Annotated in this window: 12 protein-coding genes; 8 read left to right on the top strand and 4 right to left on the bottom strand. The window is 70.6% G+C overall.

Annotation, left to right across the window (positions count from 1 at the left end):
- Positions 1-95 precede the first annotated feature (95 nt).
- From ACQEVY_RS14795 to ACQEVY_RS14775, 5 genes are read left to right on the top strand one after another with little or no spacing between them, the layout of a single operon-like run.
- Complete coding sequence (locus ACQEVY_RS14795) at positions 96-3,368, top strand: sensor histidine kinase (protein ID WP_432948565.1); 3,273 nt, start codon at positions 96-98, stop codon at positions 3,366-3,368.
- Complete coding sequence (locus ACQEVY_RS14790; protein ID WP_432948563.1) at positions 3,365-3,871, top strand: roadblock/LC7 domain-containing protein; 507 nt, start codon at positions 3,365-3,367, stop codon at positions 3,869-3,871. Before ACQEVY_RS14795 ends, ACQEVY_RS14790 begins: the two co-directional genes overlap by 4 nt.
- Entirely contained in the window at positions 3,868-4,281 is a 414-nt protein-coding gene (locus tag ACQEVY_RS14785; protein ID WP_432948561.1) for a DUF742 domain-containing protein, read from the top strand. Before ACQEVY_RS14790 ends, ACQEVY_RS14785 begins: the two co-directional genes overlap by 4 nt.
- On the top strand, positions 4,262-4,900 hold the full coding sequence (locus tag ACQEVY_RS14780; protein WP_432948559.1) for a GTP-binding protein: 639 nt from the start codon (positions 4,262-4,264) through the stop codon (positions 4,898-4,900). The genes ACQEVY_RS14785 and ACQEVY_RS14780 overlap by 20 nt, the downstream gene beginning before the upstream one ends.
- Positions 4,901-4,948: 48 nt before the next feature.
- On the top strand, positions 4,949-6,229 hold the full coding sequence (locus ACQEVY_RS14775; protein ID WP_432948557.1) for a styrene monooxygenase/indole monooxygenase family protein: 1,281 nt from the start codon (positions 4,949-4,951) through the stop codon (positions 6,227-6,229).
- Here the strand turns inward: ACQEVY_RS14775 and ACQEVY_RS14770 are convergent.
- From ACQEVY_RS14770 to ACQEVY_RS14755, 4 genes are all read right to left on the bottom strand, one after another.
- A complete protein-coding gene (locus tag ACQEVY_RS14770) occupies positions 6,175-7,461 on the bottom strand; it encodes an NlpC/P60 family protein (protein WP_432948555.1) in 1,287 nt (428 codons plus the stop codon). The two genes, ACQEVY_RS14775 and ACQEVY_RS14770, sit on opposite strands and share 55 nt — an antisense overlap.
- Before the next feature lie 101 nt (positions 7,462-7,562).
- Positions 7,563-7,925: a hypothetical protein gene (locus tag ACQEVY_RS14765; RefSeq protein ID WP_432948553.1), complete on the bottom strand. Its 363-nt coding sequence runs from the start codon at positions 7,923-7,925 to the stop codon at positions 7,563-7,565.
- Entirely contained in the window at positions 7,922-8,647 is a 726-nt protein-coding gene (locus ACQEVY_RS14760; protein WP_432948551.1) for a TetR/AcrR family transcriptional regulator, read from the bottom strand. The genes ACQEVY_RS14765 and ACQEVY_RS14760 overlap by 4 nt, the downstream gene beginning before the upstream one ends.
- A gap of 708 nt (positions 8,648-9,355) precedes the next feature.
- Positions 9,356-10,294, bottom strand: coding sequence for an AurF N-oxygenase family protein (locus tag ACQEVY_RS14755; RefSeq protein ID WP_432948549.1), 939 nt, complete (start codon positions 10,292-10,294; stop codon positions 9,356-9,358).
- 143 nt (positions 10,295-10,437) lie between these two features.
- Here ACQEVY_RS14755 and ACQEVY_RS14750 point away from each other — a divergent pair, with 143 nt between their 5' ends.
- The 3 genes from ACQEVY_RS14750 (at position 10,438) to ACQEVY_RS14740 (ending at position 14,385) form a co-directional block, all read left to right on the top strand.
- On the top strand, positions 10,438-11,544 hold the full coding sequence (locus ACQEVY_RS14750; protein ID WP_432948547.1) for a ferritin-like domain-containing protein: 1,107 nt from the start codon (positions 10,438-10,440) through the stop codon (positions 11,542-11,544).
- A 106-nt stretch (positions 11,545-11,650) separates the two neighbouring features.
- Positions 11,651-12,253 (top strand): Uma2 family endonuclease, encoded by a 603-nt coding sequence (locus tag ACQEVY_RS14745; protein ID WP_432948545.1) that lies wholly within the window; start codon positions 11,651-11,653, stop codon positions 12,251-12,253.
- 170 nt (positions 12,254-12,423) lie between these two features.
- Entirely contained in the window at positions 12,424-14,385 is a 1,962-nt protein-coding gene (locus ACQEVY_RS14740) for a sensor histidine kinase (RefSeq protein ID WP_432948543.1), read from the top strand.
- Positions 14,386-14,408: the final 23 nt, after the last annotated feature.

Below are 14,408 nucleotides of genomic sequence, written 5' to 3'. Positions count from 1 at the left end.
ACTGCCCACCGGCACTGGGAGGGTCGGAAGCCGTAACGGTGACGACACGTTCGCTGACGGACCGTCACCAGGGCCCACGGGTAAACGAGTCAAGAATGCGAGCATCGGTGCAGAAGATGCGGCCTCGGCGCAAAGGCAGTCAGTCGGCCTCGGGAGAGGCCCCCGGGCGCACGCCGGGCTCCCCGGGCTCCCCGGAACCGGCCTCGTCGGCGGCGCCGGAGCACACGCGGAACTCCCCGGCAGGGACGCCGGGTTCCCCCGACCCCGCAGGAACCGCCAGAGTCACCGGAATCGCCGGACAGGGCCGCCCTGCCCACGTACGCACCCGCCTGATCGTCGCCGTCGCTGTGGTGGCCGCCGCGATCGCCGCAGCCGGTGCCCCCTCCATCGTCACCGCCTCCAGCGACCTGAACGACTCCCAGAACCTCGTCACCCTCGCCGACCGCACCAAGGACGCGCTGACCCTCGCCCACGCGCTGGCCGACGAACGCGACGAGGTCACCTCCTACATCGCGGCCGGCCGCCCCGACGGCGAAGGCCCCTCCGAGCGGCACAGCGCCCGCGTCGACCGGCAGGTCGACGAGCTGAGCACCGAGGAGGCGCCCGCCGAGCTGCGCAAGGACCTCGACGAGATCTCCTCCGTTCGCAGAGCAGCGCTCACCGGCAAGAGCACCGCTCTCGAAGCGCATCAGGCGTACTCCGCCGCCATCGCCGAACTCCACGGCCTCGCCGAGACCCTGGCCGAGCGGCTGCCACCCCGCGCGGGCTCCGGCGCGCACGCGCTCGCCGACCTCGACACCGCCGTCCAGCAGGCCGCCGCCACCCGCGGACTGCTCCTCGCCGCGCTGAACGTGCCCACCAGGACCGAGACCGTCACCGACCCGGCCACCGGCGAGACCAGCAGGAAGTTCACGTCGTCCACGGCCGACACCCGGACGCGCAACGCCCTCACCGCCGCCGCCCAGCAGGCGAACGTCCGCGAGCAGGCCGCGCTCGCCGACTTCCACGACGGCGCGCCGAGCACCGACAGCGCCTCGTACTACTCCACGGTGACCGGCCCCGACGTCACCTCCGCCGAGAGGTACCTCGCCACCCTCGTCGACCGGGCGACCCTCTCAGAGTCCGAACTCGGCACCAACACCGAGAAACTGGACGCCGCGCTCTCCGCCCGCGTCGAGCAGATGCGGGGCATCGAGGCCTCCCTGAACAGCCAACGGGCCAAGGATCTCGCCCAGTTGCGCGACGACGACGTCACCGCGCTGGAGATCCGTATCGCGCTCCTCGGCTTCCTGATGCTGGTCGCCGTCGGCGTCTCCACGGCCATGGCCCGTACGCTGACCCGCCCGCTCGCCGTCCTCCGTCTCGGCTCGGCCCGGCTCGCCGCCGACCCGGCCGCCGAGGAGCCGGTGAAGTTCACCGGCCGCAACGACGAGTTCGCCCAGGTCGTACGCTCCGTAAACGCCCTGCACGCGCACGCCGTCGCCCTCCACGAGCGGCTGAAGACCCTGGAGAGCGACCGCAAGCACCTCATCGGCGGGCGGCAGGTCATGGCCGACGAACGCGACAAACTGCGCCGCGAACTCGCCGAGGCCGGCGCCCACTTGGCGCAGGTACGGCAGAGCATCCACGGCACCTTCGTCAACCTCTCGCTGCGCACCCTCGGCCTCGTCGAGCGGCAGCTCTCCGTCATCGAGCAGCTCGAGGAACGCGAGCAGGACCCCGACCGGCTCGCCACGCTCTTCCGCCTCGACCACCTCGCCACCGTCATGCGCCGCCACAGCGAGAACCTGCTGGTCCTCGCGGGCGCCGAACACGGCCACCAGCACCCCGAGCCGGTCCCGCTCGTCGATGTCGCCCGCGCCGCCGTCAGCGAGATCGAGCGCTACGAACGGGTACGGATCGCCGCGTTGCCGCCGCACGCGCACCTCGCCGGGTTCGCGGCGGACGACATCAGCCATCTGATGGCCGAACTCATGGAGAACGCCACGTCGTTCTCGCCGCCCGACATCCCCGTCGAGGTCTCCGGCTGGCTCCTCGAGAGCGGCGAGGTCATGCTCTCCGTACACGACGAGGGCATCGGCATGACCACCGAGCGCCTCGACCAGCTCAACACCCGCCTCTCGGACTTCGACCCTGAAGACGCCTACGACACCTACGACCCGGAGAGCGGCGAGGGCCTCGGGCTCGGCCTGTACGTGGTAGCGCGGCTCGCACACCGGCACGGCGTACGGGTACGGCTGCGCGAGCAGAAGCAGGGCGGTATCGCGGCGGTCGTGGTCCTGCCCAAGTCACTGCTGGCCGCCGCCCCAGCCATAGCGGTCCCGTCGGCGACCCACCCGACACTCGGCAGCGCTAAGTCCCTGTCGTTCCCGGGCGCCGACTCCGAGGCCAACTCCAATGTGCTGCACGGCCGTTCGGGCCAAGCGGGCCAAGCGGGCCCTGCGGGCCGGGACCCGCTGATCGCGGCGGCGGAGGAGGCGGCACGGGAGGACACCGGCGCCGGCGCCGATTCCGGCGCGGGCGCCGAGGACGTCGTACGGGACGAGGCGTCGTCCTTCGCGCCTGCTGATTCCGGCGCGGGCGGCGAGGAGGTCGTACGGGACGAAGCGGCGTCCTCTGCGCCTGCCGATTCCGGTGGGGGCGGCGAGGAGGTCGTACGGGACGATGCCGCGCTCTTCGCGTCGGCCGATTCGGACACCGGCGCCGGGGAGGTCGTACGCGACGAAGCGGCGCCCTTCGCGCCCTCCGCACCGGAGACCGAGCCCACAGCCGCGGAAGCCGCCCAGCCCGCCGAGGCCGCGGAACCCGCAGAGTCCGCCGAGGCCCCAGCGCCCACCGAGCCCCCGGAGTCTGCCGAGCCCCCCGAGCGACCCGGGCCCCCCGCCCCCTCCGCCCCCGAGACCACCATGGCGCTCATCGCCATCCCCGCGCAGGCCGGCAACCCCGACCCGTACGCCATCGGCCCCGACTCCCACGAGCGGGCCCACGACGACCGTTTCGCACACGACCGTTTCGCGGACGAGCGGGTCGCAGGTCAGCAGGTCGCGGCCGAGCCGGGCGAGGGCGAGCCCGAGCGGGTCACCGACAAGGGGCTGCCCAAGCGGACGCCCAAGGTCAACGCACCCCGGCCGGCGGCCAGGCCGCGTGCGGCGTCTGTGGATGCCGAGGCGTTGCGCCGCAGGCTGGGCGGGTTCCACCGGGGCGCGATCGAGGGGCGCCGCGACGTCGAGGCGGAACTCGCGGGGCAGGCGGCGCCCACAGGGGAGCGCGAGCGCGCATCTGAACCCGTAGGGGAACGCGCACCAGAAGTCGTGGAAGCCGAGGGGGACAACGTCCAGGGGGACACCGTCGAGGAGGCAAGCAGTTGAAGGCGCCGAGTACCTTCGGACTGAGCAATGAGGCCCGCAATCTGCACTGGCTGCTGACGAACCTCGTCGAGGAGGTGCCGGGCATCCTGTCGGTCGCGGTGGTCTCCTCCGACGGGCTGATGCTGCTTTCCTCCGACCCCGGGAGGAACGCGGAGGCCGTAGCGGTGGCGGGCACCGGCGGGCCCACCGGCCCCAGGGGTTCCTCCGCCGACCTGGCCACCGTCGTCTCCGGCATCGGCAGCCTCACCATCGGCGCCGCCCGGCTGATGGACTCCGGCGGCGTCAAGCAGACGATGGTCGCGATGGAGGAGGGCAGCCTCTTCGTGATGTCGATCAGCGACGGTTCGCTGCTCGGCGTGCACGGCGCCCCGGACTGCGACATGAGCGTCGTCGCGTACCACATGGCGCTCTTCGTGGGCCGCGCCGGGCACGTCCTGACCCCCGAACTCCGCAGCGAGCTGCGCCAGTCGATAGAGGACGCGTCGGTAGGGAGCACCCAGTGAGCAGCCAGGCGCCCAAGCTTCCGATACGTGGCGGCGACAGAAAACCGGCCCGCGTACGCCCGTACTCGCTCACCGGCGGCCGTACGCGCTTCGGCCACGTACTGCTCGTCGAGACCTTCGTCGCGAGCACCGCGGCGCTCGAAGCCCCCGAGGAACGGCGGGAGTTGACGAACGGCTCGCTCAACACCCGTGTCATGCCCGAGATGCGGGCCATCGTCGAACTCTGCCGCCGCATGCGCACGGTCGCCGAGATCGCCGCGCTGCTGAAGATGCCGCTCGGCGTGGTCCGCGTACTCATCAGCGATCTCGCGGACCAGGGAAAGCTCCGCGTCTACGGAACCGGTCACGGCACCGGACAGCCGGACCGCGCACTGCTCGAAAGGGTGCTGAATGGACTCCGCCGTCTCTGAGGCCGTCGCCGGCCCCGTAGCCGTCCCGGACGCGGACGAGAACCTCCAGGCCTGGCAGACGGACCCGACGCGCGCCCCGATCGCCACGAAGATCGTGGTGGCGGGCGGCTTCGGCGTCGGCAAGACCACGCTCGTCGGCGCCGTCTCCGAGATCACGCCCCTCGAGACCGAGGCGCTGATGACCGAGGCGAGCGAGGACACCGACGACCTCACCGCGACGCCCGAGAAGCTGACGACGACCGTGGCCATGGACTTCGGCCGCATCACGCTCGACGACGACCTGGTGCTCTACCTCTTCGGCACACCGGGCCAGCAGCGGTTCTGGTTCATGTGGGACGACCTCGTCCGCGGGGCGATCGGCGCGGTCGTCCTCGCCGACACCCGCCGCCTGAAGGACTGCTTCCCCGCGCTCGACTACTTCGAGAGCTGCGGACTGCCGTACGTCGTCGCCGTCAACCACTTCGACGGCACCGAGCGGTACGAACCCGAAGACGTGCGCGAAGCCCTCACCGTGCCCGCACACATACCTGTCATGATCATGGACGCGCGCCGCCGGATCTCGGTGATCGAGACCCTGCTGGCCCTCGTCGGCCACGCGCTCGCCGTCAGCCCCGAGTAGTCGCCAGTAGTTCCAGGCCAGTAGTTGCAGGTAGGAGACATCACCCGCATGCGGAAGATACTCGTCGTCGGAGCCGGTCAGTCCGGACTCCAGCTCGCCCTCGGACTCCAGTCGCACGGGTACGAGGTCACCCTGATGTCCAACCGGACGGCGGACGAGATCCGTGCCGGTCGCGTCATGTCCACGCAGTGCATGTTCCACACGGCCCTGCAGCACGAGCGCGATCTCCAGCTGAACTTCTGGGAGTCCCAGGCCCCGAAGATCGAAGGACTCGGCGTCTCGGTCGCCGCCCCCGGCTCGCACGACCCCGGCCCCACTCAGAGGGCGATCGACTGGGTGGGCAGGCTCGACGGCTACGCGCAGTCGGTCGACCAGCGCGTGAAGATGGCCGGCTGGATGGAGACGTTCGCGCAGCGCGGCGGCCAGCTCGTCGTCCACGGCGCGGCGGTCTCCGACCTCGACTACTTCTCCCGTACGTACGACCTGGTGCTGGTGTCGGCGGGCAAGGGCGAGCTGGTCTCCATGTTCGGCCGGGACGCCGCCCGCTCCCCGTACAGCGCGCCGCAGCGCGCCCTGGCCGTCGCGTACGTCCACGGCCTGGGCCCGCGCCCCGAACACCCCGACTACGAAGCGGTCCGCTGCAACCTGGTCCCCGGCGTCGGCGAACTCTTCGTCATGCCCTGCCTCACCACGTCCGGGCGGGCCGACATCCTCTTCTGGGAGGGCATACCCGGCGGCCCGCTCGACGTCTTCCAGGGCGTCAAGGACCCGGCCGAACACCTCTCCCTGACCCTGGAACTCATGGAGAAGTTCGTGCCGTGGGAGTACGCGCGGGCCACCAAGGTCGAACTGACCGACGCGAACGGCGTACTGTCCGGCCGCTATACCCCCACCGTCCGCAACCCCGTCGGCCGCCTCCCCGGCGGCGGACTGGTCCTGGGCGTCGCCGACGTGGTCGTGGCGAACGACCCGATCACCGGCCAGGGCTCCAACTCCGCCTCGAAATGCGCCGCTTCTTACCTGGACTCGATCCTCTCGCGCGGTGAGCGGCAGTTCGATGAGGCCTGGATGCGGGGGACCTTCGAGCGCTACTGGGACACCGCCCAGTACGTCACCAAGTGGACCAACGCGATGCTCGGCGCCCCGCCGGAGCACGTCCTGAACCTCATCGGCGCGGCAGGCCAGCTCCCACCGGTCGCCGACCGCTTCGCCAACGGCTTCAACGACCCGGCGGACTTCGAGAACTTCTTCTACGAGCCGGAGAAGACCGAGGCTTATCTGGCGTCGGTGGCGGGTGCGTCAGCCACTGATGGGGCTTCGCCCTCGTAGCCCTCGTATCCCTTGTCCGATCCGTCCGTCGCGCCCGGGGGGAGCTTCGGTGGCGTGTACTGCCGTAGGGGCTCCCCGGACGGGTCCGGGCGGACCGCGCCGAGGACGGGGTTGGCCGCGAGCGGTGAGACCTTGACCTTCGCGCCGGGCCGGGGTGCGTGGATCACCTTGCCGTCGCCCAGATAGAGGGCGACGTGGGTGGCCTCGGGGAAGTAGACGACGAGGTCCCCGGGACGCAGTTCGCTCAGCGGGATCCGGGGTAGTTGGTCCCACTGCTCCTGGCTGGTACGGGGGATGGGCTCGCCCGCGTACCCCCAGGCCTCGGACGTCAGCCCCGAGCAGTCGTACGTGTCCGGGCCCTCGGCGCCCCACTCGTACGGCTTGCCGATCTGCTCCACGGCATACCGCAACGCCGCCTCGCCCTTCTGCGAGGGCAGACGAGCCGCGCTGCTGCCGAGCGCGCCGGAGGCCACGAGCTCCTCCTGCGCCTCGGTCTCCGAGGCCTTCTCCAGCTCGGCCAGTTCGGCGAGCTGCTCCGCGCTGAGGGAGGCGAGCAGTTCTTCGACGTCCTCGAGGCGCTTCCGTACGGTGTCCCGGTCCTTCTTCTGCCGTTCGGCGAGGGCGAGTTGGCCGTCGAGGGCCTTGCGGGCGGCGCGGGCGAGTCTGTCGGTCCTCTTCTCGTTCCCGGTCAGCCGGTTCACCGTCGCGGCCCGCCGCTTGGAGAGCTGCCGGATCACATGCGCCTGGTCGAGGGCGTGCTGCGGGTCGCGGGCGAGGAGCAGGCGTACGTACGGGGAGATCTCGGTGCTGCTGCCCTGGTACTGCTGCCGGGCGAGCCGGGCGGCGGCGCTGCGGCTGTCGTGCAGGGAGAGCCGGGCCTTGGCTAGCCGCCGGTTCAGCTTCGTGACCTCGGCTTGTTGGTTGTTGAGCTTCTCCTCGGTGGCGTTGTAGGTCTCGGTGGCTTGCTCGGCTTGTCGGTAGAGGCGCTGAAGGTCTGTCAGCAGCTCGGCGATGGGACGTTCGCCGGGCTCGCCGGGCTCGCCGGGCTCGCCGGGCTCGCCGGGCTCGCCGGGCTCGCCGAGCTCGGCGGGTTCGCTGGGATCAGCGGGTTCGCCGGGGTCGGCGGGTTCCGCTGCGGCCGCGGGTACGGGTGCGGGTGTGAGTGCCGGCGAGAGTGCCGCGCTGGCTGCGATCGCCGCCGTACAGACCAGACGCAGAAGCCTTCCTGACACGTCTTCACCTCCGGTACGGGGTGGCCCCTCCACCCCGTACCGCGAGCATCAGACGGCTGCGTCGCGCTCGCGCGGGCAGTGGTCGGTTCGGCGCAAGGGGGTCACTCGTCGGCGGTGTCGGGCTTCGTGCTCGGCGTGGCGCGTGGCTTGGTGTGCGGTGTGGCGTCCGGTGCGGTGTCCGGCCTGGTCTCCGGCTTGGACCATGGCCACTTGAGCTTGCTGCCCTTGCCGCCCTTGTTGCCCTCGGGGTCGAACTCGTACTTCCACCCCGGGTGGAGGGCGAGCTTTCTGCCTTGCGCCGCTGCCGGCATGCGCCGGTAGACGAGATCGGTCGGTGGGCCGCCCGCCGCGTTCGGGACCGGGACCCGGTACACCTTCGGCGGGTGCCCGGTCATGCCGAGCAGCACCGGCAGTACGCGGCCGTCGAGAGGCCCGCCCACGAAGGGAGTGTCTTCGCTCTTCACGGGTCCAGTCTCACAAACGGGGCGTCGCCGATCACGGGGAGCACCCTGTGGACCAGGTCGCCGAGCGGTCCCTCGGCGCTCTCCATCGCGAGCGCGGCCCGTACGACGCCGGCGGTCTGCGGGTCGCGTCCGGCGGTCGCCACGAGCGTGGCCACGAACTGCTCGACCAGCCAGTCGCGCAACTCGTCCAGCGGCGGTTCCTTCTCCTCGTCCAGCCAGATGAGGGAGGCGGCCTCGACGGCGGTGATCCACATCCGCACGGTCATCCGGAGCCGTGGCCCCGGGTCCTTCACATCCAGGTGACTCAGGATGTGCTCGGCGGCGGCGCGGCGGACTCCGTCCACGATGGCGGTCGTCCTTGACGTCTCGATGACGCTTCCGCCCTGGAGGAGGGCGCTGAACCCCGCGTCGTGCTCGTCCACGAAGGCGAGGTAGCGGTCGAGTGCGCTCGCCAGTCTCTTCGTCAGCGGGCCCTCCGGGGGCTCGGCGAAGCAGTGCTCGAGCTCTTCGGCGGCGGAGCGCAAGGCGGCTTCGTACAGCTGCGGCTTGCCGCCCGGGAAGTACCGGTACACGAGGGGGCGCGACACCCCCGCGGCTTCCGCCACATCGTCGAGGGACACGTCCTCCGGGACCTGCCGGGCGAACAGCTCCAAGGCCGCGTCCAGCAGCTGGCCGCGCCGCTGCTCGACGGTGAGCCGCCGGTATGTGCGGGCGGTGGTCATATCGGTCAGGGTAGCCCTCCGGCGGTTTGAAGCTGCGGGTTCGTTGTGGTTGCTCGCGCCCACGCGGCGGAGCCGCATATGTGACAGCCTCGCGCCCCTTGGGTTTGTGGTGGGTGCGGGGCCGCGTCGGGGGTGTCCGTCCTCGGACCGGCGCGCGTTGCTGTTGGCTGGTAGAGGGTGCCGGTGTTGGCGCGCCGGCCGCTGCGGGCGCACACCCCCGCCCCGTCCCCTTGCCGCCGTGAGCGGCTGCGGGGCCATGGGGGTCCGGGCTCCCTCCGGCGGGGCTTTCCGGGCCGCGGGCTTGCCCGGGGCGCAGGCGCCTTCCGGGCACGGGCTGCTCGGGCGCGGGCCCCTTCCGGGCTGCGGGCTGCTCGGGTGCGGGCGCCTTCCGGGGCCGGGCTTTTCCGGTTCGCTTGCTCGTCGGGGTGCGGCAGTCGCAGGCTTTTGCTTTTAGGGGCGCGGGGAACTGCGCGACCAGCCACAACGCACCCGCAGCCGCGACACAGCTGTCACCCCCCACCCCGGTAGGCACCCCTCCCACCCGCGGTAGGCGCCCACCTCCCGGAGGCACCCGCCCACCCCACAAACCCGCCGAAGGCGCCCACCCAAGGGGCCTGGGGGCGTAGCCCTCCCACGCGGCGGAGCCGCAAATTGATACAGCCGGGAAGGGGCGGGGCTGGGGAAAAGAAACGTCTGGCCCGCGCCGCGTCACGGCAGCAACCCGGACGACCTCCACAAGCGCCGCCCGGCACCCCGCAACACCCCGATGTCATCGAGAAAGTCCGTCAACCGCCGAGCCCCCGTCTGCATGACCTCCCGCCGATGCGCACTGGCCCGCACCTGGGCCAACGCCTCACGGCGATCGAGCCCGACGTTCGTATAGACGTCGGGATTGACGAACGCGACAGAGAAGACGCGCGCGAACTCCCCGGAGGAGACCCGGGTGAACTCCCGCGACCAGCGTGGCGCGGTCACCATCTGCCGGCGGAGCTCCTCACGGGCGTAGCGCACGTGACGGGCCTCCTCGACGACATGGATCCGGGTCACGCCGCGGATCAGCGGCTGGACGCGTTCGTCCGGGAACGTAAGCCGCTGCATCCAGTCGAGGACCTCCTCGCCGAGCAGCGTCGCCGTGAAGGAACCGGGGGTGGTGGAGATCGTCTTGAAGAGCCGGCCAAGGTTCTGGTGGACGCGGCTCACCGCGTAGTACGGCGTGCCACCCCGGCTGATGAGGCGGGCGAACATCTTCGAGTGACGGCACTCGTCCTCGATCTCGGTCAGCGCATAGCGCACGTGTGCACTGGTCGCCGCCTTGTCATAGATATGCCGTACGAGCAACTGCATCAGGATGATCTCGAACCAGATCCCCAACGAGGCCAGCGCCGCGGCCTCATGCCGGGAGAGCAGGATGCGCTGCTCCTCGGACATCCGCCGCCACAGAGGCGTGCCGTACAGCGACACCAGCTCCGGCGGCCAGAACCACTTGCCGTCCTCGAACGGCGCGTCCCAGTCCAGCTCCTCGTCGGGGTCGAAGGAGTGCTTCGCGGACGCGTCGAGCAGCCGTGCGGCCACCTGTTCCCGGTCCCTGAGCAGGCCAAGGGCATCGCGCACGCCTTCGAGCGCGTCGGCTTCCGTCACGGTCGTCATGGCCGAGCCACCTCTTCGAAGATCCGGACAGGCAACGGGAGTTACCGGTGGTCAACGCTTATGAGACCGCCTGTCAGCAAGCGCGTCAATCCCTTGCGTGAGACTTGTTGACACTTCGTCTAGCACGCGGGAGCCTGCGCACCATGCCGACGTATGACCTCTATGCCCAGGACCCGGGAGACCCCCTCTGGCAGGTGCCCGCGAGCGGTGCGGCACGGTTCAGCTGGGAGTACGACGACGGACGCGAACGGCTGCTCGCCTTGTACCAGAAGGGCAAGGACAAGCAGTGGGACGGACAGCGGCGTATCGAGTGGGACCTGGAGGTGGACCCGTACGACCCGCTCGGTATCCCCGACGAGTCACTCACCCTCTACGGCACCCGGCACTGGGCGAAGATGACGGAGCGGGACAAGGGCGAGCTGCGTAAGCACTACGCCTCCTGGCAGTTCAGCCAGTTTCTGCACGGCGAGCAGGGCGCGATGGTGTGCGCGGCGCGGATCGTCGAGTCCGTGCCCGACCTGGACGCCAAGTTCTACTCCGCGACCCAGACGATGGACGAGGCCCGGCACGCGGAGATCTACGGACGCTTCCTGCACGAGAAGATCGGGCTGGTCTACCCGGTCAACGACAACCTCCAGTCCCTGCTCGGCGACACCCTGCGCGACTCGCGCTGGGACATGCCGTACCTGGGAATGCAGGTCCTGATCGAGGGCCTGGCTCTTGCCGCCTTCGGCATGATCAGGGACACGACCGACAAGCCGCTGCCTCGGCAGATCCTCGCGTACGTCATGCAGGACGAGGCCCGCCATGTGGCCTTCGGCCGCATGGCGCTCCGCGACTACTACAAGCAGCTCTCCGACGCCGAACTGCGCGAACGCGAGGAGTTCGTCATCGAGGGCTGCTACTTGATGCGCGACCGGCTGCGCGGCGTCGAGGTCCTGGAGAACTTCGGCATCCCCAAGGGGGAAGCCGAGGAGTACAGCGAACACTCCGAATTCCTCGCCCTCTTCCGCCAGTTGCTCTTCAGTCGCATCGTCCCCTGCGTCAAGGACATCGGCCTGTGGGGCAAGCGCCTGCAACAGGCATACGTCGACATGGGCGTCTTCGAGATGGGCAACTCGAATCTGGATCTGCTGATGGCCCAGGACGAGGAGATCGCGGAAAAGCTGGACGCGGAGCGCTTCGCGGAGGAGGAGCGGGTGCGGGTGGCTGAGGTGGAGGGGGCGATCGAGGCGGGGGCGGACGGCTGAGGCGGGTCAACGCCGCGCGGGCTGATCACTCGATCGTCGGGCGAATCGGCATATTCCCCCGAGTACGCTGACTGTGCCCGGCAGACACCGTCACATGGGAGCGATCATGAGTGCCGCACGCGACTACGGGGTGGACGACGACTACGAGTGGGTCCGTCCGCCGCAGGGTGGCTGGACGGCCGACGACCTGGACGAGCTTCCCAACCTTCCTCCGCACACGGAGCTGATCGACGGGAGCCTTGTCTTCGTGAGTCCGCAGACGTCGTTTCACATGCGCACGATTCGAATGCTGGACAATGCACTGCTCGACCAGGCACCGGACGAGTTCGACGTCTACCGCGAATTCACCGTCACGCTCGGCCGCCACAACCGCCCGGAGCCGGACGTCCTGGTGGCCCGCGCCGGCGCTGATACCGGGCCCAAGGACACGCGGCTTCTGCCCGAGGATGTCGTCCTCGCCGTCGAGGTCGTGTCCGAGGACTCCGAGGAGCGCGACCGTGAGACCAAGCCCCGGAAGTACGCCAAGGCTGGCATCAGTAACTACTGGCGGATCGAGCAGAACGACGGACTCCCCGTGGTCTACGTCTACGAGCTCGACCCCGCGACCACAACGTACGTCCCGACTGGCATCTTCCACGACAAACTCGAACTGACCGTCCCCTTCCCCATTGAAATCGACCTCACCGCCGTCAACCGCCGCCGTCGCTAGACCGAGCAGCCCAGCCCCTCCGGGGAGGCCGTGCCGCCGGGGGGCCGCGCCTCCCGTCCCCTTACCTCCGCTTCTCACAACTGCCGCTGACGCAGGGTGAGTTCCTGTGCACCGATGTCTTACGGGTGGGAAACCGCCGCCTCACCGGCCCGTCCGTAGCGTCGCGGGGCATGACGGGGAACGTGCTGACCAAACTTCCCACCCTTCCAGCCCTTCCCGGCTGGAACTCCATCCGTGGGCGCATGGCCATCGTGCTGGCCGTGCCGACCTGCCTGCTGCTCGTACTGACGGGGCTGGGCGTCGCCGACCGTGCCGCCGACTGGTCCGCCGCTCAGGAGACCGAGGCGCAGGTGGGCGTGCTGCTGCGGGTGCAGGATCTGGTACGAGAACTGCAACGCGAACGCGGGCTCACCAACGGGCTGTTGGGCGGTGCGGAGGAGTACGAGGACGACGTACGGAACCAGCGGGGCCGTACCGACGACGCCTCCGCCGCACTGCGAGCGGTGCTCTCGGAGGAGAGCGGTGATCTGCCGGGCGCCGCCGCCTCCGCCCTCGACGATGCCCAAGTTCCTCTCGTGGATCTCGCCGCGACCCGCGCCGACGTCGACGGCGGCACCGCCGACCGGGCCGGCACTCTCACCTACTACACCAAGGCCGTCACCGCCCTCATCGACGCCGAGTCCGCGGGTGCGGCCCACGGCGAGCGCCGTATCACCGAGGGCGTCCAGGCCCTACAGGCCCTGGCCCGCGCCACCGAGGCCGTGGCCCTCGAACGCGGCTCCCTCAACGGGGTGTTCGCGGCCGGGCGCTTCCGCGGCGGCGAGTACCTCGACTTCACCGAGATCCGCGCCACTCGCCTCGCCGCGCTCGGCCAGTTCCGCCAACTCGCCACGCCCGCCCAGCAGTCCGACCTCGACGCGGCCTTCAAGACGGCGGCCGCCCGGCGCGTCGGCGGCTACGAGGCGCAGGCCGAGGATGGTGCCGATGGGTCGCGGCTGGACATCGCGCCGGCCCGTTGGTGGCGGGACATGACGACCGTCGTCGACGATCTGCACGACGTACAGCGCACCGTTGGCGACGACGTGCGCGCCGACGCCGACGACAGCGGCGCCGCCGCCACCCTCGAACTCGGCGGCTTCCTCGGCCTGGGCGCGCTGATCGTCGCCGTGGCCACCGCGCTCGCCGTCATCTCCGCGCGCTCCATCACCCGTCCCCTCGGCGCCCTCGCCGACGAGGCCGACGCGGTCGCGGGCACTCGGCTGCCCACGGTCGTCAAACGCATCCAGGAGGCCGACCCCGACACTCCCCACCCGGGCGAATCGGAAGGTCAAGACCGGACCCAACTCCCGGGCACCGCACGGGAGATCGCCCGCCTGGCCGCCGCCCTACGCAACGTCGAGCACACCGCCGTGGGCCTCGCCGCCGAACAGGCCGTCCTGCGCCGCAACAGCACCGAGTCCCTGGCCAGCCTCGGCCGCCGCAACCAGACGCTGCTCAGGCGGCAGCTCGGCCTGATCACCACCCTCGAGAGCCAGGAACTCGACCCGGACGCCCTCGCCGAACTCTTCGAGCTCGACCATCTGGCCACGCGGATGCGTCGCAACGCCGAGTCCCTGCTCGTTCTCGCCGGCGAGGAGGCTCCCGCCCGGTCCTTGCCGGGTATGGTCACCGTCGCCGAGGTGGTGCAGTCGGCCGTTTCGGAGGTCGAGCAGTACCGCCGGGTGGCGGCCGTCGACGTCGAGGCCTGCCGTATCCGCGGCCATGCCGTTGCCGAGCTGTCCCATCTGCTGGCCGAACTCGTCGAGAACGCCCTGATGTTCAGCCCGCCCCAGCAGGCGGTCGAGGTCTACGGCTGGCGGGACGGCGCCGAGTACTGCCTGGCGATCGTCGACCGCGGCATCGGCATGACCCAGGAACGTATGGCCGAGGCCAACGCCCTGCTGTCCGGCAGCGGCTCCTTCCTCACGGCACCCACCCGCTTCCTCGGCCACCATGTGGTGGGTGCGCTCGCCTCCCGCCTCGGCGCCCATGTGGAGTTGCGGCCGACTGCCGGTTCGGGTGTCACGGCGTACGTGGCGCTGCCTGCCGCGCTTGTCCGGGAGCCGTCGTCAACGGCCGTGGTGAGCGGGTGAGTTGGGCACCGCCGTCCCGTTGG

This window comes from Streptomyces sp. CA-288835, from assembly GCF_050936385.1.
Classification (GTDB): Bacteria; Actinomycetota; Actinomycetes; order Streptomycetales; family Streptomycetaceae; genus Streptomyces.
Note: the sequence above shows the minus strand (reverse complement) of the source record. Positions and strands in the feature narration are given on the sequence as shown.

Coding starts and splice junctions, on each gene's coding strand:
- ACQEVY_RS14795 (WP_432948565.1), top strand. CDS start 96: ATGCGAGCATCGGTGCAGAAGATGCGGCCTCGGCGCAAAGGCAGTCAG.
- ACQEVY_RS14780 (WP_432948559.1), top strand. CDS start 4,262: ATGGACTCCGCCGTCTCTGAGGCCGTCGCCGGCCCCGTAGCCGTCCCG.
- ACQEVY_RS14775 (WP_432948557.1), top strand. CDS start 4,949: ATGCGGAAGATACTCGTCGTCGGAGCCGGTCAGTCCGGACTCCAGCTC.
- ACQEVY_RS14760 (WP_432948551.1), bottom strand. CDS start 8,647: ATGACCACCGCCCGCACATACCGGCGGCTCACCGTCGAGCAGCGGCGC.
- ACQEVY_RS14755 (WP_432948549.1), bottom strand. CDS start 10,294: ATGACGACCGTGACGGAAGCCGACGCGCTCGAAGGCGTGCGCGATGCC.
- ACQEVY_RS14750 (WP_432948547.1), top strand. CDS start 10,438: ATGCCGACGTATGACCTCTATGCCCAGGACCCGGGAGACCCCCTCTGG.
- ACQEVY_RS14745 (WP_432948545.1), top strand. CDS start 11,651: ATGAGTGCCGCACGCGACTACGGGGTGGACGACGACTACGAGTGGGTC.
- ACQEVY_RS14740 (WP_432948543.1), top strand. CDS start 12,424: ATGACGGGGAACGTGCTGACCAAACTTCCCACCCTTCCAGCCCTTCCC.